Here is a 25,706-nt window from a genome sequence, read left to right as displayed (position 1 = left end):
ATGTCGAATCCCCAGATAAAAAAACGACAGATCAGAGATCGCAACGTTATGTAGACAGTACGGGACTTAGGAGAGTGGAACATAAGAGCTTGCAAGGTGAATCTGATTGGAGCAATGCAGCATTCGAGCGATTCTCCGATGATAACGGGCGAACCTGGGGGGAATGGCAAGATGTTTACAGCAGAAGTGTTGAGGCGAAAGGCGAAGACGAAATCGCTACTTATAATGGGAAAGAGACATTCAATCCTCACTTCGGGCATTTTGTATCAGTTGACATGCGCAGGGTTTTCTTTGGCGGCCATCATAAGGCCTATGAGCGATTTTGGGGACATGGCGAAGCAAGTTTTGTTGACCACAGCTTGCTGTCGATAAGAAAAGAGGGAAGTGATGAGCGAAAAACCGAATTGATCAAGTATGAGGAAGGCGCCGATTTTGATCCAGATAACTGGAGAAACCCGGCATATACCAACAACAATCGGGCCTATCTTGGTTGCGGTGTCGATGTTCTGGATAACGGCGAAATTATCTTTCCGATTGGCGCCTCCATGCACGCCTGCTTGCGTATTCGCGGCCTTGACGCAGCTGAGATTTTCCCCTCTTGTTCCGAAATCATGCACGGCCTGATTGTTGTTCGTGGCATATTCAATGAATCTCGCGGGCATTATGACCTTACGTTCTCCCGACCGATCGTGATCAGTGACTTAAAATCTTCCAGAGGGGTAGCTGAGCCGGCCGCCATCATGCTGCCGTCGGGCCGGATATTGGCTGTGTTCCGCGGGTCCAATGTGGAAAGCAAAAATTGGAACACGCGCATCGAACCTGGAACGCCTGCGCATAAGTGGTACTGTTATTCCGATGACGGAGGAAGAACGTTCACCGACCCTGTGCCGTGGCATTTTGACAATCGGGAGGTGTTCTACTCAGCAGCGACCATTTCTGCTTTTGTCAGGAGCATAAAGAACGACAAGATCTACTGGATCGGCAATATTTCTGATCATGCAACCTATAGCAACTTCCCCCGTCATCCGCTCATCATCGCTGAGGTAGACGACCGCGGTTTACTTATGAAGGAGACAATTACAACGATTGATAAGCGTGAAGAGGGTGATTCCGATAAACTCCAACTATCCAACTTCAACATCGTACAAGATCGCGAGACCGGAATGATCGAGGTATACCTTGCAAAGCTTGGTCAACGGGAAGGATATACATTTTGGGCAGACTGTTATCGATATTTTATCGATGTTGAATAATTATGATTTCAATTATTTAATGAAAGAGTATAATACTAGGGAACTTCCTAGATATTATGCTCCTTTTTTCTGTTTCGCAACTATTTGAATATGGCATCCAAATCATTATTGAAATGAACATCAGGCTTCAACCTAATGTGGAGGTCGAAGGGTGAAGCAAACTTATGCACATCTATTCATACCAGCACGAATAGGCGACCTACGTGAAGATGCCGCGCGATTTCTAATGGATAACGGGCATCCGAAGACAGCCGAACATTGTCAGCTCGTTGGAGACGAAGCGGGCAAAATTGCTGCTCTATTCGGCATCGATACGCGATCTGCGGCCAACGCCGGATATTTACACGACATCAGTGGCGTGTTCCCGAATGACCAGAGAATCCGTGTAGCGCGCGAGCTTGGAATTGAAGTGCTTCCTGAAGAAGAGACTTTTCCGATGATTGTGCATCAGAAAATTTCCAAAGCGATGGCAAGGGACATTTTCGGAATCGAAGAGGAGCCTATACTGGATGCGGTGGGGTGCCATACGACCTTGAGAGCGAAGGCTACTCCACTAGACAAAGTGTTGTTCGTGGCTGACAAGATCGTATGGGATCAGTCCGGCCAGCCCCCTTACCTAGACCGACTGTTGAAGGCGCTCGACGTCTCCCTGGATGATGCGGCGTTCGCCTACATTAGTTATCTCTGGGAGGGGCGGGACAGTCTGAAGGTTGTTCATCCTTGGCTGGCTGAGGCGTATTTGGAGTTGAAGGAGCGGCTCTAGTAAGCGGAAGTAAATTGGAAGTGTGGGAAACGTGAGGCTATCTCGGTCAAAAGCTTGGCTTTTGATTCGGGTAGTCTCTTTATCTATTTTTGGTGCGAGCTCCGCCTAAATATGACGTTCTAAAAACATTTATATTGCATACTATATAATGAATGATGTACACTAAATATGTAATTAGCATCGAAAATCACAGTCAGGGTGGGATGATGGTGGGGAATGCAGCGACAAAGTTGGATTTAGGCGTCATATTATGTAAAGTTTGCTCAACAGTAATCGATACCGTGGATTCGGAGAACGTGGTTACTTATTATTCGGTTTGTCAGGACCCATCCTGTTCCGAAGCGAAACAAGAGAAGTACGATCTGGATTGAGTTTCATCCAGCATTCGGTGAATAGATTGCGTAAGCTGCACATGTGGGTTGTGCGGCTTTTTTGTGTGAAATCGAGGGAATGGTTATTCATATGCTGGACAATCTGTGCTATAGTATAGGAACAAATGTTCTAATACGGCTGGAGGTTGATTTCGTGGAGATCATCGATAATGAAGCTGGAAGTGGGCTGGTCATACATCAGTTAGCTGCTTATATATCCAGACAAATTACAGAATGTGAGAAGTGTAATGGTCGGGAATTTAAGCATTTGGCTGTTACAGGTCATGATTTTGCTCTCAAGCGTGTCTATAATGTGCTTGAGCAGTTTCCAATGCCGCACAATTGGTTCGAGGATGTGGCCGAGCTTATTCAATGCCGTTGTTGCGGCAGGTTCTTGAGATTGGATCACCGGATATTTGTGAATGAGGCGGATTGAACTGGGCTGACGAGACTAGTTACCCTAATGGCTCTGTAGGCGGTAATAGATTGGAAAATAGGCTTCAAAACCGCTATGATGAACGTATAAGTTCGTGTAATGGAAAGGAAGCTGCTGTTATGGACAACGAAGCCAAACAATGTTTACTTGACCTCTTGAACACCCCGTCTCCATCAGGGCAGGAGTGGATGCTGCAACGGAAACTAATGCACTATATACAGCCGTTCGCGCATGAGATTCGTACGGACTTGGCTGGCAATGTAATCGGCGTTCTCAACCCCGATGCATCGTTCAAGGTGCTGCTCGCCGGGCACTGCGATGAGATTGGCCTGATCGTCAGCCGGATCGACGATTCCGGGTTCGTCTTCGTGGAGGCGCTTGGTGGCATTAGTCCCAAGCTGGCCGTTGGGATGAAGGTGAACATTCTGGGGTATGGCGGCGTGATCACGGGTGTGATCGGGGCCAATGCGCAGCACCATGGCGGGTTGAAGGAAAACTTTGAGTTTTCCGATATTTGCATCGATTGTGGGGCCACGAGCAAGCAAGAGCTCGCCGGAATTGTCCAGGTGGGCGATCTTGCTGTATACAAGCGTGAGCCGGAGCTTCTCTTGAACGACCGAATCAGCGGTCGCGGTCTCGATAATCGTACCGGCGCGTTCATCGTGGCGGAGACGTTGCGGCGCGTGGCGGAACGGGGCACGACGGTGGGTGTCTATGCGGCAAGCACCGTCAATGAGGAGACCAACATGGGCGGCGCGTATTTCGCGGCGGCTGGGCTATCTCCCAATATGGCGCTTGCGATGGATGTGACGTTCGCGACCGATTATCCGGGCGCGTCCAGCAAGAATGAGGTCATCCGTCTGGACGGAGGACCCGTGCTTGCCAAGGGTGCACCGATCAACCGCAAGATCAATCGACTGCTGGAGTTCGCCGCCGAGCGGCAGAACATCCCGCTGCAGTATGAGCTTACCCCGCGCCTGACGGGCACGGATGCCGACAAGATGCGCTTCACAGGTGCTGGCGTGCCGATCTCGCTTGTATCACTGCCGCTGCGTTATATGCATGCGCCGGTGGAAACGGTCAGTCTGCGCGACATCGAGCAGGAGATCGATCTGCTCGTGGATTTCCTCGTTCATTTGACGGGGAACGAGAACCTGAACCCGATTGATGATGAGCTGTAGGTCGATTTTAGTGGCTGTCGATAAGACGGCCGTTCCAAGTGAAAAAGGACCCCTTTTAGCTCAAACATCTTGTTTGAACCTCCTATGATTGTATAAGGGATTTCGCGGTAGGGAGGTTCAAGCCAAAACTCGCCGGGGTCCTCTTTTTCACTTTCCACTCCTGTTCTCACATGAATCGACAGCCTAGAAATCGGCTTTAGATTTTAGAGCCTAAGGATAGGCTCTCTACCTCGCTCTCACGCGTCAAACTAATCTAAACGACCAAGAACCTCTGAAGTGAATCTGCTCCAGAGGTTCTTCCTAGTGTACCACGCATGGCGATTAGTTAGGTAGTGAAAGTCCACTGTGGGGGCCTGTAGTTGCCAACCACTAGCCAACCAGAGGGCACCGTTTTGTTCGATACGCGGACGATCTCCTCATCTTCTGCAGAAGCAGAAGCAGAAGCAGAAGGAGTATGGATAAGAAAACGGGAATCGAGCAGCAGGTCATCTATGACAAGGTCTTCTCTCAGAAGTTGACTCCCGAAGAAGGTGCGAAGGAACTGGCCCGGGTGCATAACGAGAACTTGCAAGCGGCCCCAAAATAGGATACTTAAAAGCCAAAAGTCAATACCACTCATTTGATTTAAAGATCAGATTCAGCATGATCAGTTGCAAGCTGAATGGAGTATCGCTATTGCTAGAGTGTATAATCGTGCTTCTAACTGAACGGAATTATGTCTATCACAGAAACAAGTCTATTGTTGAACTAATATCCTGTCGCTATAATTAACCTTTAAAAAGGTTGTTTTAAAAAATGAGGTGAACCTATTAAGAATCATTGGTTTTCACGGATATTGATTTCTTATGTACCGGTTTTTTTGATTGTTGTTACTTTGCTCATTTTATTTCTTTTTCTGGGAGTGAGTGAGGTTTTAAAGAAGGAAGCCGAGGAAGCTAATCAAATTTATTCCACACAAGTAATGAAGCTTATTGATCAATCGCTTTCGGCTATTGATCAAAGTATTATCAATGAAATTATTGCAGACCACAGCAGTATTCGTGATTTTTTTACACCACTGCAAGAAATTAACCCTTTGTTCCAAACCTATGAATCTTCACTTGGATTGAATAAACTAGTCTTAAAGCATGCCATTATAGATTCGATTTATCTCTACCGGTACTCGGATCAAGCCATTTTAAGCAAGAACCGTTTTATTCCGCTCAGCGCATTTGGGGATAAGGAATTTCTGCAATCCCAACTGACCGGAGATGTGTCGCTTCAATCATGGAGCGGAAGTAGACAATATGTGGAATTCTCCTCGCAGACGGAGCCGATATCTGTAATAACACTTGTTCGTAGCGTGATTTTATTTTCCGGGGAAGAAGGCAAGATTGTCACCAATGTCAAAATAACGGCTTTACAGAACATACTCCAGGATTTATTTGATTCGGGGATCAGCTACGCGGAGCTTGTGGATGGTGAGGGCAATGTAATTCTGTCAAGAAATGGTTCCGAGTTAGAGCTAGCCAAGCAGAAGCCAACAGAAATGTATTTATCCGATATTCACTCGCCGATAACCAATTGGCATCTCCGCAGCGGTGTCGAGGCGGGTAAGGTGTATTATTTTATTTCTAATTTTTCTTATATATGGCTTACTATTGGTCTGAGTATAGTTGCATTTGGAGTCATCTGGATTGTTTATATCACCCGTCGCAATTATCGTCCGGTCGAGCTTATGATTAATCAAATTCAGTCGCTCTCCTTCAAGATTAGCCAGAAATTGGCTACGCATACAGGAGGAAATCAGCTCAGTTTTATTGAGAATGCGGTAGAGAATTTAATAGAGGAATCGAATAAATTTCAACAAAGGCATGAAGAGAATATCGTATTCCGCAAGAAAGTATTTTTTCAAGAGGCTTTGGAAGGTTTGCGAGAGATCACACCTGAGCAATGGACGGACGAAATGATCAAGTTTGGCCGTCCTGTGAAGTATAGCGGTTTTGAAGTCGTGTTATTTGAAATGGATAAATTTACTGATTTTAAGATGAGTTACAACCAGAAGGATCAATACTTGTTAAAATTTATTCTGTGCAGTGTGATTGCGGAAGTGGCACAAAATAACGGTGTGATCGTTTGGCATGAATGGATGGATCATCATATCGTAGGGGTGCTTTATCAATATCAGGATGAGCAGGGGGAGAATTCCGAGCGGCTTGCAAGTATGCTGGAGGAAGTGCGTGAATGGGTGCAGAGCAACCTGACATTTACCGTTACGATTGGTGTAGGCAGTTTAATCAAGGAAGCCGCATTGATTTATCGTTCATACGACGACGCAAAGCAAGCGCTTGGCTATAAATCTGGTTTGGGCAGCAATCGAATCATTGCCTACAACGATATCGAAATGTCTCCGAAAGGGGATATGTTCCGCCATCTCCCACCTGTACGGACGCTGTCACAGCAATTCCGCTTAGGCAATCCATCGTGGGGGGAGGAGCTTGAGGCATTCTTTGATGAATTGGAGAGAACACTGCTATCCAGAGAAGATGTAGAGAGTATACTAAATTATCTGATTTATCAAATGAATCGGGAGCTCATGGAGCTTTCGGAGGACTATGGTGAAATATGGCGAAAAAAAGGGCTGCTGCCTATCAATGAATTATTGCAGCGGTTTGATACTTTACGGGAATTCCGTGGTAAGGCGAGTCTGATTCTGACTGAAACATCAGAACATCTGGAGCGTATACGTGAAGGCAGGAACAATAGGAGCCTGCTTGCCGAGGTAAGGAGCTATATTGAAGCCAACTACTTTGATCCGGATCTTTCCTTAAATCACTTAAGTGATAAATTCCAAATCAATTCGAAATATATAAGTCAACTATTTAAAGAAGAATTCGGGGAAAACTTTGTTGATTATTTGGCCTTCGTGAGGATGGAGCATGCCAAACAACTGCTGAGTGATACTTCCATGTCTGTACAGGATATTGCCGGAAAGGTCGGTTATCAGCATAGTGTCTCTTTTAACAGGGTATTCAAGAGACTTACCGGGAAAACGCCAGTTGTATTCCGCAGTGAATCAGTAAAGTGAGATTCTTTCGCTGATATGTTCATAAAGCCTTCGCGTATGAATCTTTCATATGTTTGAGGCTTTTTTTGTGGTCAAAATTGTATACCCAACGATAAAGGAATTGTTTCGACAACTGGACGGAATTATGACTGTTACTGAATCGTGTCTATTATTGAGCAAGTATCCTCATGCGGCAATTATAGTGATGGCAAATCGCATATCCCAGCTTATGCAGAAAATTGTTAACCACAGATTCTTGTCTATTGCTGGCGTAATATGAATATCCCTACAATTAGGCTTATGACAGACACCACAGAAGAAAGGAGGGTAGCATCAAATGGTAACCATCAATAAAAAGCGATTGAAGGAGAATTTCCCACTGTTTATTATGTTTACCCCTGTGTTATTGTTTTTTGTTATTTTCAAATATATACCTATGCTAGGACTGATTATTGCTTTCAAGGATTACAACCTGTATCAAGGTTTTCTCGACAGCCCATGGGTAGGACTTAAGCACTTTCATTATATTTTCTCGAATCCCGAAACGGTTCGAATTGTGAAGAACACCTTTGTGTTAAGTTTAACGGGCATTTTATTTGGCTTTCCGTTGCCAGTTATATTGGCTATTCTCTTAAACGAAGTACGCAGGATGTGGTTCAAACGCTCGATCCAAACGTTGATTTATTTACCTCATTTTTTTTCATGGGTCATTATCAGCGGGTTTGTTTTCACGATATTTAATCAGGAAACAGGCATTGTTAATCATGTAATTGAACGGATAACCGGAGAGACCTATGCGTTTCTTTATCACAATTTCTCCTGGTGGTCGATATTTATCGGATCGGCGTTATGGAAAGAAACCGGGTTTTCGGCGATCATCTATCTGGCAGCAATAACAAGCATCGATACCAGCTTATATGAAGCGGCCAACCTGGACGGTGCTAATAAGTGGAAGCAAATTTGGCATATTACGATTCCTGGACTGGCTTCGACCATGATTCTTATTCTGATTATTTCCTTGGGGCGTGTAATGGAGGTTGGATTTGATCAAGTGTATGTATTGCGAACGCCTGTCGCGACTCTATCGGACGTCATTAGCACTTACATATATCGAATTGGTGTACAGAATTCACAATTCAGTCTGACAACTGCACTGGGCTTATTTGAATCATGTATCGGATTAATTCTGGTGCTGACTGCCAATCAAATCGCAAAACGTTATAACCAGAGCTTATGGTAGGAGGGACTTCAGAGTGAAAACCAGCAAGGGAGAACACGTTTTTTTCGCCGTTAATTACGTTTTTTTGGCTTTATTCGGGATTAGTGCATTGGTGCCCTTAATCAATATTTTGGCAGTCTCATTGAGTGATAGTTCTGCCATTATCTCGGGAAAGGTGTCGATTTGGCCGATCGGTTGGAACATCGAAGCCTATAGGCAGCTTATCGAAGGAACAAGAATTATTCACGCTTTGAAAAATAGTATCATCATAACAGTGGTTGGTGTTGCCCTGAGTATGTTATTTACAATATTGGCTGCCTATCCATTGTCTAAAAATACATTCTATGGCAGACGTTTCTTTACATTGGCGATTGTGTTCACGATGTTGTTCGGCGGTGGATTGATCCCAAGCTTTTTGGTCATCAAAGAATTGGGGTTGATTAACTCTTACGCTGCGATCTGGCTGCCGTCCTTGGTTAGCGCATTCAATATGATGATTATGCGAACATTCTTCCTCAATATTCCCTCTGAACTAGAAGATGCCGCACGAATGGACGGATGCGGAGAATACAGAATGCTACTGCAAATTTTTCTCCCGCTCTCCTTACCAGTCCTTGCCACGTTGACTTTGTTCTATTCTGTAGGGTATTGGAACCAGTTTCTAACAGTGCTCCTGTACATCAATGATGCTAAGAAATACAATCTTACTGTACTTGTGCAGAATATGGTGGCAAGTCAGCAGCTGCTTCAGCAAATCAATACATTTCAAGCGGAAGACTCGGTTTCTATGACACCAGAAGCGATCAAAGCAGGAGCAGTTGTGATTTTGCTGCTACCCCTAATGATCGTGTATCCATTCTTGCAGAAATATTTTGTAAAAGGTGCCTTAGTTGGTGCAGTTAAGGGATAGAGGCTGTTATGGATTGCTAAATGAATGGGCAAGGGTATCAATGCTCGGAGAAATGAACGAAATATAATCAGGAGGGTTAAATATGAATAGGAAAAAAACAGGACATAGTACAAAAATAAGGATCGTTTTGGCATCGGCATTGGTTTTATTGATTATGAACGGTTGCTCCACTAGAAAGGATAACACAGTAAGTGATACAGCTTCTCCAGACGCGAGCGCATCCGGACAGTCGACTAAACCGGCGACAATGAAGCCGAAGTCGAAAATATCGGTTTCCGTCTATGACCGGGGGAATGTACCAGCTGCCGAAGGCACCATAGACGACAACCGCTGGAGCAAATGGATCAATGCCAACGGACCGGCCAATGTAGGGTTTGTCCCGGTTCCGCGCTGGGAGTCGATGCCGAAGCTGAATACTTTGTTTGCCTCGGGATCGGCTCCTGATTTAATCTTTGAATTTGATGCAAAAATCAAAAATCAGTTTCTTGCGCAAAAGCAGTTTATGCCAATAGATGATATGGTCAGCAAAAGTGTGGAATACAAAAAATTTCTTGAGCAGAATCCAGGCGTCAAGAAATTGGCTATGAATGAAGATGGCAAGATGTATTATTTTGGCCGTGTGGTTGGTCCTACGCTGAATGTGGGACTGGTGATTCGGGAGGATTGGTTGGAAAATCTGGGTTTGAAGTCTCCGACGACCCCTGAAGAGCTATTGGCTGTTGCCAAGGCGTTTACTGAACGGGATCCGGACGGCAACGGGAAGAAGGATACATTCGGTTACCATCTAAGCTTCATCGGCGGGGGAGTAATCGATCGTATGTACAATAGTGGTGAAATCCCAGACGGCATGCTCCTAAATAATGGAGAGCTTGTTCGGCAGTGGGATAATTCCAAAGCCGCACTGCAATTGAAGAAGCAGCTGTTCGATGCAGGAACGGTAGATAAAGACTTCCTGACAGATAAAGGGGAAAAGGCGCTTCAGGATTTTGTCAACGGCAAGCTTGGTATTTACGGTATTAATAATATCGGCGGAATCAATGGTGCGGGATACAAAAATTTCGAAACGTTACGTAAAAATAATCCAAATGCCAAAATTAAATTTATTCCATTTCCAACGACAGTATACGGTTCATACAGCTGGGGCTGGGAACCGATTCAGATGGTAGCGGCGGTGAATGCGAAAGCCAAGAATCCTCAGGCTGTTATGGACTATATGGACTTTCTTACCAAGGAATCGACGCAATTGTCTTTGACATTTGGTATCGAAAATGAACATTGGAAGATGGGAGAGAATGGTTGCCCGAAGCAGATTGATCCGGCCAAATCAAAAGTTGAGGTGGACTATAACGGAGATTTACGAATGCAGGCAAACATAGGGATAGGTTTGCTTGCCAAATGCGCGCAACTGGAAAAAGTATACGATGATACGGAAATTCCGCTGCAGAAGGAATTTCTGGATCTACTGTTGCAGCAAGCGAAGCCTGCTTATTTAAATCCAGAGCGTCCGTTCAACGGATTCACGGCTTCGGGTTATAATCCGGCCCTTCCACAAGATTTATCGGCTTTTTCGGCTTCATTAACGCAATCGATCAGCGATATTTTCAACAAAGCAATTGTAAGTGGTGCTTCTTATTCCGTGGATCAGGCGATAAACGATGCTAAAACAGCCTGGAGCAAAGGCGGCGGCGACAAAATCGAGGCATGGTACAAAGACTGGTACGCCAAGAATAAAGATAAAATTTACACAACAGCAGAAATATACAAGCAGTATGTAAAGTAGGCTTACACGACAAAAAATTCTTAGGCGAGCTGGGTTATGAAGATACGGCACGTAAATTCACAGCCCATCAGTTGCTCTTATTCTTTATGAACGCTGCTTTAGGGCAATGGGATAGCTGGTACAGGCCAACGGGATCGGAAGGAAAGCCGATTAAGGACCCACATCTGGGAGCGGCTCTTCATAATGGCTACTTTAATGGTAAATATAGTAACCAAACTGATTTTATGATCATGTGGGAGGCTGCTGCCTCCAAGGTAAGCGGAAGCGACGATTTCAGGAATAACCTGGTGCCCAACTGGATGGAAATATTATTTCAAAGACCCGAGATATCTGGTCGTCGACAACAAGCCGGTTATTGGTATATATGGCTATACCCCTTTGAAAAATAGTCTGGGCGGCGGCTTTGATGATGTGATTATTCTGATATCCGGTTCAGGTGCGGATTCTGCCATGATGAGCGATATGCAGAATGCGGGTATGGATGCTGTGTTTGCCTACTCCTGGGGCGCGCTTGCCGTGTAATGGTCAGTAAGTGAAGACCTGCTGTGCTAGGCTTACAAGTATTTCAAAAGAGCGCTTATTGCCATCAAAGGCAATAGGCGCTCTTTTGACTATTGATACCTGCCATTAAAGGATGCTCTTGTCATTGCTGACATGGTGAAAAACGGGTATTACTCATTCACACGTACCACTCCTGAGGCGTTTGAAGAACTCCGTGTTTTACTCTCGAACCGGGACTTTGTGGTGAAGCGACTCGTAAGTGTTCCTGAGCTGCGTCAGGTCTTTAAAGACTTGATGTGTGCCGGTTCCTTTGCCACATTTCGACTTTTCCCAACGACAGCAGAGTTAGGTGAATTACAGCCACAAGACCTGATTCGGGGCTGGAAGTCACTTATGAAGCGGCACTATGGCGAGCGAAAGGCTCGTACTCTAATCTTGCTGGCTGGTTCTAGACATGCTATGCAGGCCTACAAGCTTCACTTGAAGCAACTGCTCGTTGAGTAAGACCTTGCTTGTGCACAATTACAGGATGTAGAGCGTGTGATTGTTTCCGTACTTGAACGCAACGAAGACAGGATCATTAAGCTCAGACGATATATCCAAGGGTGGATTAACTACAGAAAGCATAGGAGCACGCCAACACAAGAAAGAGCTGCTGCCGAACTACCCGTAGCCCTATCCTCTCTACATCCCTCACCAACAACAAACTTAGGAATCTCGGGTTTATCTTCTTTACCGACTACTACCGACAATTCAATACGTAAACTAAGGAACCGCCGTATACCGAACGGGTACGTAAGGTGGTGTCGGAGGTCGGCTACTCAATTAATGGGTAGCCTCCTACCCGATTCGAATGTACACTAGCGAGATGGCTGCTCTTAACTGGATGTTACATGACCTCCGAGTGTCTGACTCGGTCCACGCTGTACGTTACACTCCTGCTATAGGATTCACGCAACCGCACTCCTACACCTTCACCGCTGCCGGCGAAGCGCCCAATACCTCGTCAATCCGTACCGGACGGTGCTCCTTCACCGAGCGCCAGACGGCTTCGCCGGTTGCGATCGAATAAGCGCCGTCTGTCGAGCCGGACAAGATGTCATAAGGCCGCGCCGGATCAGGTCCGAGGAACACGTCCTCCAGCAGCACCGGATCTCCGCCGCCATGGCCGCCGTCACGGTGGACCACATGGAGAGTCTCCTTGGAGCCGAACAGCGGGTAATAGTCGATCGTCTGCACTGGCGTTGGGAATGGAATCCGCGAAGGCGCGTGATACTCTTGCGTCTCTAGACGGCCCTTCGTACCATTAATCGCCAAGCGGTATCCTTCATAAGGTAGTGAGAAGTTGACTGAGTAACTGAGCAGAGCTCCCTGGTTATACTTCACCGTGGCGGTGTACGTATCCTCGATATTGATCTCGGAATCGTAGATACACATGTCCGGCCGATAGTTCGTATACGGCTGCACTCCACCGCTGACGGCTACCGTGCCGATATGATCGTCCTTCACTTTCAAGTCGCGGCTTCGCGAGTTCCACCGGCTGTAGTATGTGCAATCGCGCTTCACGTCGCACGTCTGACAATGACGACCGTCCTCGCGCCGAGGGTTCAGTTCACCATCCGCACCGAAGTAATTCAAGGCGCCGTAGGAGAACGCTTCCACTGGCTGCTGACCGGTCCACCAGTTGACCAGGTCGAAGTGGTGCGAGCTCTTGTGAATGGACAAACCTCCAGAGAACTCGCGCTTGCGGTTCCAACGCTGGAAGTAGCTGGAGCCGTGATACGTATCGATGTACCAATTCAGGTCTACGGAAGTAATACGGCCGAGACGGCCTTCCAGGATCAGCTCCTTGACCCGGGTGTGGATCGGTGAATAACGGTAGTTGAACGTAACGGTCACTTTCCCCTTGCTCGCGGCCTCCGCCTCGAGAATCGCCCGGCAGTCTGCACCTGTCRTAGCCATCGGCTTCTCGCATACCGCATCCAGTCCGTGCTCTAGCGCCCGGATGATGTAGCGGGCATGCGTATCGTCGCGGCCAGCTACAAGGATCACGTCTGGATGCATCTCCGCAACCATCTGATCGAATTGATCTGGACTGTATCCTGGAATGTGGGCATGGTCTGGCTGTTTGTGCCGGAACACTTCGAACCGTGCTGGATCAATATCGAGTACCGCGACCAACTCGGCCTGTTCGGAGAACGTAGTCAACATCGGCTTTATGAACATACTGATTGCCCGGTTGCTGAGACCACACACTGCATATTTTTTTCTCATGGACACACCTCTTGTGTGAAACGAATTTGCTCTAATCATATTACAAGATAGAGCAAGAATTCTACGGATTTCTTGCTTATTTTCTCGATTATTTGCATATCTTGCTCTCGATATTTTATGATACAAGTGAGGTGAGTATGGATGAATATTACGACGGGTGACTTTTACATCGAACGCATGAGGCGGACCAAGCCGTACACGATGGCGAAATACCATTACCACGATTCGTATGAGATCTACTACTTGCTGGCGGGGGAACGAACCTATTATATCGAGAATCAGAGCTATGAATTGAAGAAGGGCTGCCTTCTGTTCATCAATAGAAACGACATCCACAAAACCGTCGATAAAGCAGGGCCTGGACATGAGCGGACGCTTATTTATTTTAAGGAACCGTATATGAAAGAGTTCGGCGGCGGCCGGTACCTGGAGTTCTTGCTTACKCCTTTCCGTTCCGACAACAAGATGCTGGAGCTCAATATGCAGGAGCAAAGCTATGTAGAGAACTTGCTGTTCCAGCTGGAACAGGAAGCAACCGATGAGACGAGACCTGGGCAAGAAGTGCATACAGGAGCTTTGCTCATTCAACTGCTGGTGTTCGCCGCCCGCAAAATGGCCGATCAGCCTGCACCCAAACCAATCGGTCCGCTGAACGAGAAGATCGCCGAGATTATCGCCTACTGCAATGTTTATTTCGACAAGCCGTTGCGGCTAGATACCATCTCTAGTCAATTCTTCATCAGTCCCTTTCACTTCACCCGGTTGTTCAAAAAAATGACAGGCTTCACGTTCACCGAATATGTGAATACAGTCCGGATCCGGGAGGCGCAGCGGCTCATTCGGGAAACCCGGTACAAAATGATCCAAATTGCAGGGCAAGTCGGCTTCACCAACGTGTCGCACTTTAATCGAAAGTTCAAGGAAGTCACGGCCATGTCGCCCATGGAATACCGGAAAATGGTAAATAAACTTTCGCCTGCAACCTACTAATTCCATTGTATATTGGTGGGTGAAATCGACTCTTCCATCGGAACTACGCTGTTCAGAAAATGTTCAGTTACCCGTGCTAGACTGTGACTATTATTAAAGGTCTCGAGTCTCGAGTTCGGCGCTTCGGTGTTCCGGCAGCAATTGGAGGAGTTAGCATTGAATAGCAAGGATACTCATTCGAACCATTTTTTTGTCGGCAAGCGATTGCTGCACGACGTGTTTAATAGAAGCGGTGTTCTGCTCATTGCGGCGTCGACTTTGCTCGACCGTCAGCATATTCAATTGTTACAAGGTCAAAGTATTCGTCTATCGGACAAGGACGTTGAGTTCCTCGGGCCATACCGGGATGAGTCGGGCAATACACATGCTCAAGCCGTGGATGAAGCCATAGATGTGATGGGCCATCTGTTCGAAAATATTCGGTATCTGAAACGAATCCCAGTGGCGGAAATTCGCAAGCAAGTGATCCCTGTCATCCAGAGCATCACCGATCAACCGAACTTGTTCGATCTGTTCGCCGCCCTTCGGACGAAGGACGATTATTTGTATCGGCACCATTTTGCAGTTGGGGTGATATCGAATTTGTTAGGCAAATGGATGGGGCTGAACGAGATTGACTTGCTTCAGTTGACGACCTCTGCCCTTCTGCATGATGTGGGTAAGACTCAAATTCCGCTTGAGCTGCTTAATAAAAATGAGAGCTTGAATGACGAAGAATATGTGTTGATGAAGAAGCACACCGTGTTCGGACATGACATGCTCCGTAATACCGTGGGCATCACCCGCAGACAGGCGCTTGCCGCGCTACAGCATCATGAGCGGATGGATGGCTCGGGTTATCCACACGGTATCCGTGACCAACAGATTGACTTGTTCAGCCGCATCGTGGCGGTGGCCGATGTGTTCCACGCGATGAGCTCGGAGAAAGTATACCGCACGCCTTGCCCGTTCTATGAAGTACTCCAGCAGATGGATCGCAGTGCATTCGGGGCATTTGATCCGGCGATTGTGTACTTGCTGATTAACAAAAACATGCAGGCACTGTTCGGCTATGATGTGCTGCTATCCGATGGAACGAGCGGCAAGATCGTTCTAATCAACCCTCACGATCACTTGCGACCGTTAGTGCAATCCGGAGACTCTTTCATTGATTTGAGCAAACAGCCTGATCTGCATATTCATCAAGTGTTGTCCTTCAGCGCGTAAAAATAACCCCCTATCGGAGTGGCAGTTGGCCTCACCGATAGGGGGTCTTTCTATGTTAAGTGAGCTTCAGTGACAAACTGTAAAAGTGAGCCCGCTGAGCAACAGCGGTCCTAGTCGGGATGGGATAACCTAGACGGTAGTGACACTAGAAATTCTTACCCGTATAGGGCAGGTCCTATGTAAATATTAGTTGGTAGAATACAATTAGGTGACACATTTCTGGTCCAATTCATTTACCTTGTACATTTGTTACCCAGTTCTTTAGGGATTCACTTTCATTAAGATGGTGCAACTCGGATACATAATAGTGCGATCGATATGTATCAAAGTTCATGTACATTGGATACTCTACTTTCTTACCATTTTCATTTACTTTTAACGTTAAGCTACCAGTTACCCATGCATCATCAAGCTCAATTTTTAAGTTAATGTATCCAGTGACATAAAAGCCTTCTATTTTCAACTTTTCTAGTTTATTTGCCCATCTATTTTTATCTTCGATGGTAGGGTTTATTGTAGAGAGATAGTGACTATTATATGCATAATCATAGTTACCTTGTGTAATCTCGTTTAAGAAAGTTGTAGCAACATTTTTGGCCTTATAATATTTAGAAAAATTTTGATATAAAAAAAATCCAATGTAAGCAACGGCAATGACGATTAAAAGATAAAATATCTTTTTGTTCAAGTTCACACACATCCTTAATATATCTATTCCTTAGTTTAGGCTATCAGGTGAAAATTTGATTATCTAACAAGCTTAGGATAGGTGATCGTCGAGGGGGCTTTACACATTATAGGCGTATCTCGATGAATTTGGCTATCAGTTAAACTCGGGTTCTTTCTATGTAAAGCGGATCTATAGTATGTCAGCCGTCACTTTGAGCAGCAGCCGCTCGACAGGACCGCTGAACAACTCCGGGCCTGTAATATGCAAGCGATCGGGATCGGACAGGAACGTCAGCTGAATCGGCAACGACTCGACTTGAAACACGCCTGGACTAAGGTAGAGCAACCGGGTATGGGGCCATATGGATGGTCCTCCGCCATGGATATATAAGGTGTCGGCATCCAGGCTAATTTCACAGCGAGTTGCTCCTTCTACGTCTATGTCTAAGCCTGTGTCCGTGTAGAGGCCGATGTATCGCGGAAATACACGTTGTGTGGTGATCTGCCTCTGAGACTCTTCGACAATGTCGGCACATTCAGGCTTAACGGGAAGGTTTAGAAAAGATCGGATCTGATCCCAGGAGTCGTCCCGATTATGATCCTCAACCCGCATGGCAAGCTTGTCCGTGCCCAGTCGATTGAACCATTCGTCTGTCATCGTCCGATAATCCTGCCAATAGCTTATCAGGCCAGCGAATCCGGCCAAGTGGTGCTTGCGGCCATAGACCGACTGAACGGCTTGGTGAATGAATCGCTCCTCCGTTCCCCCACCGCGCTTGTCGCATATCCACTTGAACGAAGCTTCGATGTCGACTGGGGATAAGTAGATTAGCTTCGGGAAACAGGGAGCAATTATAAGAGCGATTTCTTCGACATATGCAGCAATCAGGGCTTGATCTGCCCCCGCAGGGTACAGACTCCAGGTTAAGTAGCCGAATAGACAGCTGTCCACCAGTACCACTTGATTCCCGCCCGCAACCTTTTCCGCGAACGCTCGCCATTGTGATAAAGCTCTATCGATGACTTGTTGAAAGTTCCTGTCAGCCAGACCTCGTTATACAGCTTCCATCGAGGGCTCATCATGAAACATATAGACGGGATGACCTCGCTCTTCCTCATACCACCACTTATGTTTAATTCCACTAGCTTCCAGATTTATGGATATGGCCTGTGTGATCGTAGACTTGCCTGAGCCGGGAATGCCCTCTATGAGTATAAGTTTGCTTGTCTCCATCGTCATAATTCTCCTTTAACCGAAGATTACTCTTATCTAGGATTATATGTTAGATTTGGAGTATAAGACAGGAGATGATCAGACTATGACACACCACAACCATATAGCTGGATTTGAGCACGCCGGGCCAATGGGGTTAAACCCGCAGAAGCTGATGAAGGCATTCGAATGTATCGATAGAGAAATAGAGGCAGGAGTAATTCCAGGCGGAGTAATCGCGATAAGCCGTCGCGGGTATACGGTCACGTATGCGGCAGGGAGCGCGGGAATTAGCGGTGAGGCGTTCGTGCCTGTACAGCCGGACACCTTATACGACGTAGCTTCGCTGACGAAGGTAGTCGTCACCCTGCCGCTCGTACTGCAGTTGGTCGAGCAAGGGAAGCTGCGGTTGGATGATACGGTGGCACAATACTTCCCAGCGTTTGCTGAAGCTGCACCAGATACGGTAACTGCTAGCACGGGGAAGACGGCAGCAGTAGCAGCAACCAACGCTGCCCCAGCAAGTAAGTCTTCAGTCACGATCCGTCAGCTGTTGACGCATACGGCGGGGCTGAAGCCGTTCGTCAACCTGCACGTGCACGGCTGGACGCGCGAACAGATCGTCTCGCGCGTCCTCGCAGAGCCGCTCCAGCACGAGCCCGGCACCCAAGTCGTCTATAGCGACTTGGGCTACATCGTGCTCGGCGAGCTTGCGGAGCAGCTGCACGGCATGCCGCTCGCGGAAGCGGCGCAAGCACACATCCTGCAGCCGCTCGGCATGCGTACCAGCGGCTATGTGCCGTTGTCCGCAGCGGAGGGCACCGCGCATGGCAACACAATCGCGCCCACCGAGTGGGACGAGCAGGCACAAGCGTATCGCATCGGCACGGTGCACGATGAGAATGCCCACGCCATGGGCGGCATTAGTGGCCACGCCGGTCTGTTCGCGACCGCGACGGACTTGGCCCGCTATGCGGCCATGTGGCTGCATGAAGGCGCAGCAGCCGACGGCAGCGCCCGGATTCTGTCCCCGGCGACGGTGCGCGCTGCGATTCGCAGCCATACGGGCATCCTGACTACCGGCCATCGCGGCCTGAGCTGGGTGCTGCAGGGTGATCCATACGACGCATCGGGGGATCTGCTCTCCCCAACAAGCTACGGCCATACCGGCTTCACCGGCACAAGTCTGTACGTGGACCCCGAGTACGGCCTCGCGGTCACACTGCTTACGAATCGCGTTCACTATGGTCGTTCGAAGTCGGTTGCAGCCCTTCGGGCACGTCTCCATAATGCAATTGCTGGAAGCCTGCAATGACGCGCAATTACAGACGATTTTGAGACTTTGCAGCCGTTAATTATAGACGCTTTATAGACTTGTCTCTAATTTATTAGATCGCTTAATATAGAGTCAGGAACAAGAAAATCTCACGTTTTGAAGGGAGCACTTATGAAAACGATAAGCGAACTGGAAGCCAAATTGGCGGAGCCCTCTGAGGCGCTCGTCCGTGACATTGCCGCAATTGACGGGGACATCATGCTGCTAGGAATTGGTGGAAAGATGGGTCCAAGCTTGGCTCGTCTTGCACAAAATGCATTGAAGCAAGCCGGGGTCAGCAAGAAAATATACGGCGCGTCGCGCTTTTCCGATAAAGAGCTAAAAGCCGAATTGGAAGCGGACGGAATTGAGACGATCTCGGTCGACCTGCTGAACGACAACCAACTCCAGCAGCTTCCCGATGTGAAGAACGTGATTTATATGGCCGGTAACAAATTCGGAACAACAGGCAACGAACATTTCACATGGGCGATGAATTCATACTTGCCAGGCCGTGTTGCCGAGAAGTATCGCAATTCCCGCATCGTGGTATTCTCTACTGGTAATGTTTACCCTCTGACTCCTGTTTATTCAGGTGGAGCAACAGAGCTGACGCCTCCTGGAGCAAACGGAGAGTATGGCATGTCCTGCCTGGGCCGCGAGCGCGTATTCGAAAGCTTTTCCCACAAATACGACATCCCGATGGCGATCTACCGCTTGAACTATGCGATTGATCTTCGGTACGGGGTTCTGCTTGAAATGGCGAAGTCGGTAAAAGCCGGCCAACCGATCGATGTGACCATGGGCCATGCGAACGTCGTATGGCAAGGCGACGCCAACGAGTGGGCGATCCGCTGCTTGAATGTGTGCAGCACGCCTCCAGCGGTATTCAATATGTCCGGTCCTGAGACGGTATCCCTGCGTTGGGTCGCGCAAGAATTCGCGAAACGCCTCGGTGTAGATCCCAACATCATCGGTCAAGAAGCCGATACGGCGTTGCTCAGCAACTGTTCCAAAGCGCACCAAACGTTCGGTTACCCGCGCGTCAGCTTGCTGCAAATGATCGACTGGATCTCGGAATGGGTATTGGCCGATGGTAAAACATGGAACAAGCCGACTCATTTCCAAGAAAGAGAGGGGAAATACTAAGTCATGAGCCGCAAACCGTTAACTCCTGAGCAAGTCAAGGCGCTGCACGACGGTCTCGTCATTCCCGCTCAGCCGCTTGCGCTGAACGAGGATCGGAAGCTGGATGAACAACATCAACGGGCGTTAACCCGTTATTATATCGCAGCTGGAGCTGGTGGAGTAGCTGTAGGTGTGCACTCCACACAATTCGAAATTCGCGAACCGCAGTACAATTTGTATGAGCCTGTTCTCAAACTCGCTGCTGAAGAAGTGGACAATGCGAACCTGGATCGCACATTTCTTAAGATGGCTGGCATTTGCGGCCCGACGGCACAAGCGCTCAAGGAAGCTGAGATCGCGGTCCGACTTGGCTATGACGCGGGTCTTGTCAGCATGGGTGGTCTGAAGGAATGGACCGAGGAGCAGCACCTAGAGCGTATCCGTGCTGTTGCCGAAGTCATTAATGTCGTGGGCTTCTACCTGCAGCCGTCAGTTGGCGGTCGCATCTTCAGCTTCGACTTCTGGCGTCAGCTAGCTGACATCGAAGGCGTAGTTGCGATCAAGATGGCACCGTTCAACCGGTACCAGACGATCGACGTTGTGCGCGCGGTATGTTATTCGAAGCGCCGTGATGAGATCGCCCTGTATACAGGTAATGACGACAACATCGTCATCGATCTGCTTACCACGTATCGCTTCAATGTGAATGGAGAAACCGTTGAGAAGAAGATTGTCGGCGGTCTGCTTGGCCATTGGTGCGTTTGGACGAAGAGCGCGGTCGAATTACTGGACGAGATCAAGCAAGTTCGCAATGACGCTACTTTATCCGCTGAATGGCTGACCCGTAATGTCGAAGTGACCGAGTCGAATGCGGCTTTCTTCGATCCGGCTAACAATTTTGCAGGCTGTATCCCAGGTATTCATGAAGTGCTCCGCCGTCAAGGTCTGATGAAAGGCACATGGTGTTTGAATCCGCATGAAGTGCTGTCACCGGGGCAGTCCGAAGAGATCGATCGGATGTACAACGACTACCCTCATTTGAACGACGATGCTTTTGTAAAAGCGAACTTGAGTGAGTGGTTGAAATAGTACACGTAGAGACGGACAGAGTAACTGCTGTCCGTTTTTCTCGATTTAATCGAGGGGGATTTATCCATTCGCGTAATATTGGCATACTATAGGGATAGAAAAGTTGAGGGGATCCTGGATGCGGTTTAAAGATGTGTTTTCGATTATCGGCCCGGCCATGGTAGGTCCTTCCAGTTCACATACGGCAGGAGCCGTTCGCATCGGTCGGGTGGCGAGACATTTGCTGGGCGAGCTTCCCGGGCATGCCCACATCTTGTTTTATGGCTCATTCGCTGACACATATCAAGGACATGGGACCGATCTGGCTATTATTGGCGGATTGCTCGATTTCGACACGGACGATCCTCGTATTCCTATTTCGATCAGCATCGCGGAGCAGCTTGGTATGACGATTGAATTTCGGCCAGGCAAAGGTCAGTTCCCTCACCCGAATACCGCGAAGCTGGTGGTGAAGGCCGGAGATCGCGAAGCAACGGTTGTTGGGGCCTCGATCGGAGGAGGCAACATTGAAATGCTAGGTGTGAACGATTTCGATGTGAAGTTTACTGCGATGTATCCGACGCTCATCATCTTCCATGAAGATCGGCCTGGTATGATCGCCGAGGTCACACGGTTACTAAGCCGGGACAGTGTGAATATTGGCCATATGTCTGTGGACCGTAAGGGCAGAAGCGGCGAAGCGGTGACGGTTATCGATGTCGATGGTACAATTACAGATGAGCTGATCCTTGAGATCGAGCAATTGTCGACCGTACGTGAAGTGAAAAAAGTGGATCTCACGGAAAGGAGTCAGCCATGAGATTTCGAACATTGAAGCAACTTGTGCAGTTATGCGAGCAAGAGGATAAAACAATCGGACAAATGATGCTGGAAGAACAGGCCAAGGAGTCCGGTCGATCTGAGGAGCACGAATTCGCAAAGATGGCCGAATATTATCAGATCATGAAGGAAGCCGTTCGCAAAGGATTAACGGAGGACACGACCTCGCGCAGCGGACTGACGGGACGTGATGCGCAGCGTGTTATCAGCTACATGGCAACGAATGAGGCCGCTGTAGGCGACGTTGCCTGTGAAGCGATGGCGAACGCGCTTGCCGTCTCTGAAGTGAATGCGTCGATGGGCCGCATCATTGCGACCCCAACAGCCGGTTCCTGCGGCATCATCCCGGGCGTGTTCGTCTCCAGCCAGAAGCGGTTCGGATGGGATGATAACAAGCTTGTAATGGCGCTGTTCGCTGCTGGTGCGATTGGCTACGTCATCGCCAACAATTCGTTCGTGTCTGGCGCCGAAGGCGGCTGCCAGGCGGAGGTCGGCTCCGCGATCGGCATGGCGGCAGGCGCCATGGTCGAGCTGCGCGGCGGCACACCGGGTCAAGCCGCGCATGGCGTGGGGCTTGCGCTTAAGAACACACTCGGCCTGATCTGTGATCCGGTTGGCGGCCTTGTCGAGATTCCGTGCATCGTCCGCAACGGCTTCGGTGCTGTGAATGCGCTGGCTGCTGCGGATATGGCGCTCGCCGGCGTTCGTAGTGTCATCCCATCGGATGAAGTCATACAGGTCATGCTCGAAGTTGGAAGCGCTATGCCGGAAGCGCATCGCGAGACGGCCAAGGGTGGGTTAGCTCAGACCCCGACGGGTAAAGAGATTATGAACCAGCTCTACCGCAAAGGGAAAAGTAAATCGACAAGCAAGCAGGAACAGACACCTTTGAATTAGAATGTAACTAGCATAAGGATGAAGAGGAGGGTGAAGTGAAATGGCAGCAACGAGTTCTTCCGCGCCGCTCGAACAACTGCTAGCGGGAGGTCAACAGATGGAAGGCGAGCTCGTGTCATTCCGCCGTGACTTGCATCGCAATCCGGAGCTCAGCTTGCAAGAATCCGAGACGGCCGCTAAGGTGGCGGCTGAACTGCGCACACTTGGCTATGAAGTTCGTACCGGTGTAGGCGGTCATAGCCTTGTAGCGGATCTCGTCGGCGCTCATACGGGCCCGACTGTGGCGCTGCGCGCTGACATGGATGCGTTGCCGATTCAAGAGGAGACGGGATTGCCGTTCGCTTCGGAGAAGACCGGCGTCATGCATGCTTGCGGTCATGATGCGCATACGACGATGCTGCTCGGTGCAGCCCGTCTGCTCGTTGAAGAGAAGGACAAGCTCCATGGTACGGTACGTTTCTTGTTCCAGTCGGCCGAGGAAGTTAACCAAGGCGCGAAGCTCATGGTGGAGCAGGGCGCACTCGAAGGCGTTGATGAAATATACGGCTTGCACAATCTGCCGACCCTAGCAGCTGGCAAAGTAGCGACCCGGTATGGTTCCCTTATGGGTTCAGTAGACCGTATCGATATTGCCCTGGAAGGTAAGGGCGGTCATGGCGCGATTCCGGATCAGAGCATCGATCCTGTCGTGGCGGGTTCCGCCATTGTGATGGGGCTGCAGACCGCTGTAAGTCGGGAAATATCGCCGTTCGCCCCGGTCGTCGTAACGATTGGCAAGCTGCACGCTGGGGAGTCTTACAACGTTATTCCTCATCGAGCCGAACTGGTTGGCACGATCCGTACATTCTCCCCGGACGTTCAGAGCACAATGAAGGAAAGGGTTGAGCGGATTACAGGCTCAATCGCGGAAGCGTATCGCTGCAAGGCGAAAGTGACGTATACGGACATGTCGCCGGTGCTAGTAAGTACGGATGCTTGTGTGGCCCATGTCGAACAGGTGACGGATGCTTTAATCGGCCGGGACAACCGGGTTGAGGCAGCACCGACGCTGGCAGGCGAAGACTTCGCGATCTATCTGCAACATGTGCCTGGTTGTTTCTTCTGGCTCGGATCGGGGCCGCAGGAAGGGGCCGAACACGCATTTGGCTTGCATCATCCGAAGTTCAACTTGCATGAAGAATGCTTGCCCATTGGGGCATCACTCCTTGCCGCTGTGGCATTATCCCGGTTAAGCGCCGGTCAGTAATGGATGACCCAGGCACCACATTATCTCTTGGAGGCTTACCATGGCGGATTCGAACAGTTCTGAAACGAAAGGGATTGCGATAGGCATTATCGGTCCCGAGGTAATTGTGGAAAAGATGGATCATTGTCTGAAGGGATTTCCCTCTTTCGACACGGTGGCTAGAGTCTACAAACAAGAAGAAGATGCACCTGAGCTAGCTAGGGAGCTTATGGAGCAAGGACAAGTGGAAGTGTTGCTCTTCTCAGGTCCGGTGCCCTATAGACTGGCCGTCGAAAAAGTGAATTTCCGGATACCGGTTCATTACGTTCCGCTTACCGGTTCAGGTCTGTATCGTGCGCTATTCCGGATGGAGAAGCGGTTCGGCCTCCAGAATATGTCTGTAGATACAATATCGAGACAAGTCGTGGATCGGGCGTACAAGGAGTTGGGTGAGACGCCTGGCAGTCTGGAATATTCCAACGGGGCGGAGTTTGTCAGCATGCAATCGTTGGTCGACTTCCATGAGCAGTTGTTCCGCAGCGGACAGACGCAGGCTGTGCTGACAGGTGTCGGTTCGGTAGCGGATGCATTAACCGAGCGGGGCATCCCCAATGAATGGATGCAGCCTACGGATCAGGATATTATCGTTTCGCTTGAGCGCTCCTTATTGTCTACAGAAACACGCCGCAGTAAAGAATCTCAGATTGTTGTCGGATTCATTCACGTCGACGATTTCGAGCGAATTGCCAGTAAACGTTCGTCCGAGCATGAAGTACAGCGGTTGAAGCTCGACATTCACCGCATGCTGCTTGGATACGTAGAGTCGCTTGATGGCCACTTGACTCATATGGGCGGCAACGAATATTTGTTTATTACTACCCGAGGGATTTTCGAACGGGAAACTTACGGATACAAGTCGATTCCGCTAGCCCGTATTGTCGAGAAATATTATGGGTTGAGCTTGAGTATCGGGATCGGTTTCGGCCGCTCTGCCAATGAAGCGGGGACTCATGCGCGGCTCGCCTTGCGCAATTCGAAGGAGACGGGCGGCGACATCTGCTTCATCGTGCGGGAAGACAAGAGCGTGATCGGACCTCTCGAGATGACGCATCCGCATGAGTATGATTTGTCGTTGATCGATGCCAACCTGCTCAAGCGTGCGGAGGAGGCTGGGCTTACATCCGGCTATATGAGCAAGCTGGTCGCTCATGTGACGCGATTCGGCAAGACGGATTACACCGCGCAGGATTTGGCTTCAGTGCTTGGTGTGACGGTAAGAAGTACGCATCGATTCCTTCTGGCCTGGCTCGACAGCGGGCTGATAGAAATCGTTGGGGAAGAGAAGGGCAAGTCGAAGGGCAGACCGAAGCAAATATACCGGCTGTCGTTCTTGAATGAATTGGTACGTTAGCAATAGGTGG

23 protein-coding genes and 1 pseudogene are annotated in these 25,706 nt (G+C 48.8%); 20 read left to right on the top strand and 4 right to left on the bottom strand.

The genetic code is table 11. The annotated features are described in order from the left end of the window. Positions 1–74 precede the first annotated feature (74 nt). The 11 genes and pseudogenes from AC1DWB_RS12775 to AC1DWB_RS12725 form a co-directional block, all read left to right on the top strand. Positions 75–1,253 (top strand): hypothetical protein, encoded by a 1,179-nt coding sequence (locus AC1DWB_RS12775; RefSeq protein ID WP_477541450.1) that lies wholly within the window; start codon positions 75–77, stop codon positions 1,251–1,253. Positions 1,254–1,404: 151 nt separating this feature from the next. After that, a complete protein-coding gene (yqeK, locus tag AC1DWB_RS12770) occupies positions 1,405–2,016 on the top strand; it encodes a bis(5'-nucleosyl)-tetraphosphatase (symmetrical) YqeK (RefSeq protein ID WP_477541449.1) in 612 nt (203 codons plus the stop codon). Between the two features lie 525 nt (positions 2,017–2,541). Continuing rightward, on the top strand, positions 2,542–2,823 hold the full coding sequence (locus AC1DWB_RS12765) for a hypothetical protein (protein WP_477541448.1): 282 nt from the start codon (positions 2,542–2,544) through the stop codon (positions 2,821–2,823). A 119-nt stretch (positions 2,824–2,942) separates the two neighbouring features. Next, positions 2,943–4,004: a zinc-binding metallopeptidase family protein gene (locus AC1DWB_RS12760; RefSeq protein WP_477541447.1), complete on the top strand. Its 1,062-nt coding sequence runs from the start codon at positions 2,943–2,945 to the stop codon at positions 4,002–4,004. Positions 4,005–4,458: 454 nt separating this feature from the next. After that, positions 4,459–4,590, top strand: coding sequence for a hypothetical protein (locus tag AC1DWB_RS12755; RefSeq protein WP_477541446.1), 132 nt, complete (start codon positions 4,459–4,461; stop codon positions 4,588–4,590). Positions 4,591–4,863: 273 nt separating this feature from the next. After that, positions 4,864–7,071 carry a helix-turn-helix domain-containing protein gene (locus AC1DWB_RS12750; protein ID WP_477541445.1) on the top strand — a complete coding sequence of 736 codons (2,208 nt, stop codon included), beginning with the start codon at positions 4,864–4,866 and terminating at the stop codon, positions 7,069–7,071. A gap of 316 nt (positions 7,072–7,387) precedes the next feature. After that, positions 7,388–8,290: an ABC transporter permease gene (locus AC1DWB_RS12745; RefSeq protein WP_477541444.1), complete on the top strand. Its 903-nt coding sequence runs from the start codon at positions 7,388–7,390 to the stop codon at positions 8,288–8,290. A 13-nt stretch (positions 8,291–8,303) separates the two neighbouring features. Then, positions 8,304–9,179 carry a carbohydrate ABC transporter permease gene (locus tag AC1DWB_RS12740; protein ID WP_477541443.1) on the top strand — a complete coding sequence of 292 codons (876 nt, stop codon included), beginning with the start codon at positions 8,304–8,306 and terminating at the stop codon, positions 9,177–9,179. 82 nt (positions 9,180–9,261) lie between these two features. After that, positions 9,262–10,959, top strand: coding sequence for a type 2 periplasmic-binding domain-containing protein (locus AC1DWB_RS12735; RefSeq protein WP_477541442.1), 1,698 nt, complete (start codon positions 9,262–9,264; stop codon positions 10,957–10,959). A gap of 378 nt (positions 10,960–11,337) precedes the next feature. Beyond that, positions 11,338–11,481, top strand: a complete 144-nt coding sequence (locus tag AC1DWB_RS12730; protein ID WP_477541441.1) for a hypothetical protein — start codon at positions 11,338–11,340, stop codon at positions 11,479–11,481. Between the two features lie 108 nt (positions 11,482–11,589). Next, positions 11,590–12,024 (top strand): annotated as a pseudogene (locus AC1DWB_RS12725) (IS110 family RNA-guided transposase); the annotation flags it as partial. 402 nt (positions 12,025–12,426) lie between these two features. On the opposite strand, the gene AC1DWB_RS12720 reads toward AC1DWB_RS12725, so the two are convergent. Beyond that, positions 12,427–13,734, bottom strand: coding sequence for a Gfo/Idh/MocA family protein (locus AC1DWB_RS12720; protein WP_477541440.1), 1,308 nt, complete (start codon positions 13,732–13,734; stop codon positions 12,427–12,429). A 141-nt stretch (positions 13,735–13,875) separates the two neighbouring features. Between AC1DWB_RS12720 and AC1DWB_RS12715 the strand changes: the two genes are divergently transcribed. Next, entirely contained in the window at positions 13,876–14,724 is an 849-nt protein-coding gene (locus AC1DWB_RS12715) for an AraC family transcriptional regulator (protein ID WP_477541439.1), read from the top strand. A gap of 156 nt (positions 14,725–14,880) precedes the next feature. Next, on the top strand, positions 14,881–15,930 hold the full coding sequence (locus AC1DWB_RS12710; RefSeq protein WP_477541438.1) for an HD-GYP domain-containing protein: 1,050 nt from the start codon (positions 14,881–14,883) through the stop codon (positions 15,928–15,930). Between the two features lie 229 nt (positions 15,931–16,159). On the opposite strand, the gene AC1DWB_RS12705 is transcribed toward AC1DWB_RS12710, so the two are convergent. The 3 genes from AC1DWB_RS12705 to AC1DWB_RS12695 all read right to left on the bottom strand — a co-directional run bounded on the left by AC1DWB_RS12705 (position 16,160) and on the right by AC1DWB_RS12695 (position 17,833). Next, positions 16,160–16,618, bottom strand: a complete 459-nt coding sequence (locus AC1DWB_RS12705) for a hypothetical protein (protein ID WP_477541437.1) — start codon at positions 16,616–16,618, stop codon at positions 16,160–16,162. A gap of 171 nt (positions 16,619–16,789) precedes the next feature. Then, the gene (locus tag AC1DWB_RS12700) at positions 16,790–17,560 is read right to left on the bottom strand and encodes a P-loop NTPase family protein (protein WP_477541436.1); all 771 of its coding nucleotides are present in this window, start codon (positions 17,558–17,560) and stop codon (positions 16,790–16,792) included. A 93-nt stretch (positions 17,561–17,653) separates the two neighbouring features. Then, a complete protein-coding gene (locus tag AC1DWB_RS12695; RefSeq protein ID WP_477541435.1) occupies positions 17,654–17,833 on the bottom strand; it encodes a hypothetical protein in 180 nt (59 codons plus the stop codon). 85 nt (positions 17,834–17,918) lie between these two features. On the opposite strand from AC1DWB_RS12695, the gene AC1DWB_RS12690 reads away from it, so the two are divergent. The 7 genes from AC1DWB_RS12690 to AC1DWB_RS12660 all read left to right on the top strand — a co-directional run bounded on the left by AC1DWB_RS12690 (position 17,919) and on the right by AC1DWB_RS12660 (position 25,696). Further along, positions 17,919–19,127 (top strand): serine hydrolase domain-containing protein, encoded by a 1,209-nt coding sequence (locus AC1DWB_RS12690; RefSeq protein WP_477541434.1) that lies wholly within the window; start codon positions 17,919–17,921, stop codon positions 19,125–19,127. A 132-nt stretch (positions 19,128–19,259) separates the two neighbouring features. Next, positions 19,260–20,276, top strand: a complete 1,017-nt coding sequence (locus AC1DWB_RS12685; RefSeq protein ID WP_477541433.1) for an NAD-dependent epimerase/dehydratase family protein — start codon at positions 19,260–19,262, stop codon at positions 20,274–20,276. A gap of 3 nt (positions 20,277–20,279) precedes the next feature. After that, a complete protein-coding gene (locus AC1DWB_RS12680) occupies positions 20,280–21,344 on the top strand; it encodes a dihydrodipicolinate synthase family protein (RefSeq protein ID WP_477541432.1) in 1,065 nt (354 codons plus the stop codon). Between the two features lie 118 nt (positions 21,345–21,462). Next, positions 21,463–22,143: an L-serine ammonia-lyase, iron-sulfur-dependent subunit beta gene (gene sdaAB / locus AC1DWB_RS12675; protein WP_477541431.1), complete on the top strand. Its 681-nt coding sequence runs from the start codon at positions 21,463–21,465 to the stop codon at positions 22,141–22,143. Beyond that, a complete protein-coding gene (gene sdaAA, locus AC1DWB_RS12670; protein ID WP_477541430.1) occupies positions 22,140–23,060 on the top strand; it encodes an L-serine ammonia-lyase, iron-sulfur-dependent, subunit alpha in 921 nt (306 codons plus the stop codon). Before sdaAB ends, sdaAA begins: the two co-directional genes overlap by 4 nt. A gap of 40 nt (positions 23,061–23,100) precedes the next feature. Then, on the top strand, positions 23,101–24,306 hold the full coding sequence (locus AC1DWB_RS12665) for a M20 metallopeptidase family protein (RefSeq protein WP_477541429.1): 1,206 nt from the start codon (positions 23,101–23,103) through the stop codon (positions 24,304–24,306). Between the two features lie 40 nt (positions 24,307–24,346). Next, positions 24,347–25,696 carry a hypothetical protein gene (locus AC1DWB_RS12660; RefSeq protein WP_477541428.1) on the top strand — a complete coding sequence of 450 codons (1,350 nt, stop codon included), beginning with the start codon at positions 24,347–24,349 and terminating at the stop codon, positions 25,694–25,696. Positions 25,697–25,706: the final 10 nt, after the last annotated feature.

Source organism: Paenibacillus sp. P4_E11, assembly GCF_056401635.1.
This window is presented reverse-complemented; position numbering and strand designations above follow the sequence as displayed.

Excerpts from the sequence above, each read along its gene's own strand:
- AC1DWB_RS12760 (WP_477541447.1), top strand. The coding sequence starts at position 2,943 with ATGGACAACGAAGCCAAACAATGTTTACTTGACCTCTTGAACACCCCG.
- AC1DWB_RS12755 (WP_477541446.1), top strand. The coding sequence starts at position 4,459 with ATGGATAAGAAAACGGGAATCGAGCAGCAGGTCATCTATGACAAGGTC.
- AC1DWB_RS12745 (WP_477541444.1), top strand. The coding sequence starts at position 7,388 with ATGGTAACCATCAATAAAAAGCGATTGAAGGAGAATTTCCCACTGTTT.
- AC1DWB_RS12735 (WP_477541442.1), top strand. The coding sequence starts at position 9,262 with ATGAATAGGAAAAAAACAGGACATAGTACAAAAATAAGGATCGTTTTG.
- AC1DWB_RS12695 (WP_477541435.1), bottom strand. The coding sequence starts at position 17,833 with ATGGAGACAAGCAAACTTATACTCATAGAGGGCATTCCCGGCTCAGGC.
- AC1DWB_RS12690 (WP_477541434.1), top strand. The coding sequence starts at position 17,919 with ATGACACACCACAACCATATAGCTGGATTTGAGCACGCCGGGCCAATG.
- AC1DWB_RS12685 (WP_477541433.1), top strand. The coding sequence starts at position 19,260 with ATGAAAACGATAAGCGAACTGGAAGCCAAATTGGCGGAGCCCTCTGAG.
- AC1DWB_RS12680 (WP_477541432.1), top strand. The coding sequence starts at position 20,280 with ATGAGCCGCAAACCGTTAACTCCTGAGCAAGTCAAGGCGCTGCACGAC.
- sdaAB (WP_477541431.1), top strand. The coding sequence starts at position 21,463 with ATGCGGTTTAAAGATGTGTTTTCGATTATCGGCCCGGCCATGGTAGGT.
- sdaAA (WP_477541430.1), top strand. The coding sequence starts at position 22,140 with ATGAGATTTCGAACATTGAAGCAACTTGTGCAGTTATGCGAGCAAGAG.
- AC1DWB_RS12665 (WP_477541429.1), top strand. The coding sequence starts at position 23,101 with ATGGCAGCAACGAGTTCTTCCGCGCCGCTCGAACAACTGCTAGCGGGA.
- AC1DWB_RS12660 (WP_477541428.1), top strand. The coding sequence starts at position 24,347 with ATGGCGGATTCGAACAGTTCTGAAACGAAAGGGATTGCGATAGGCATT.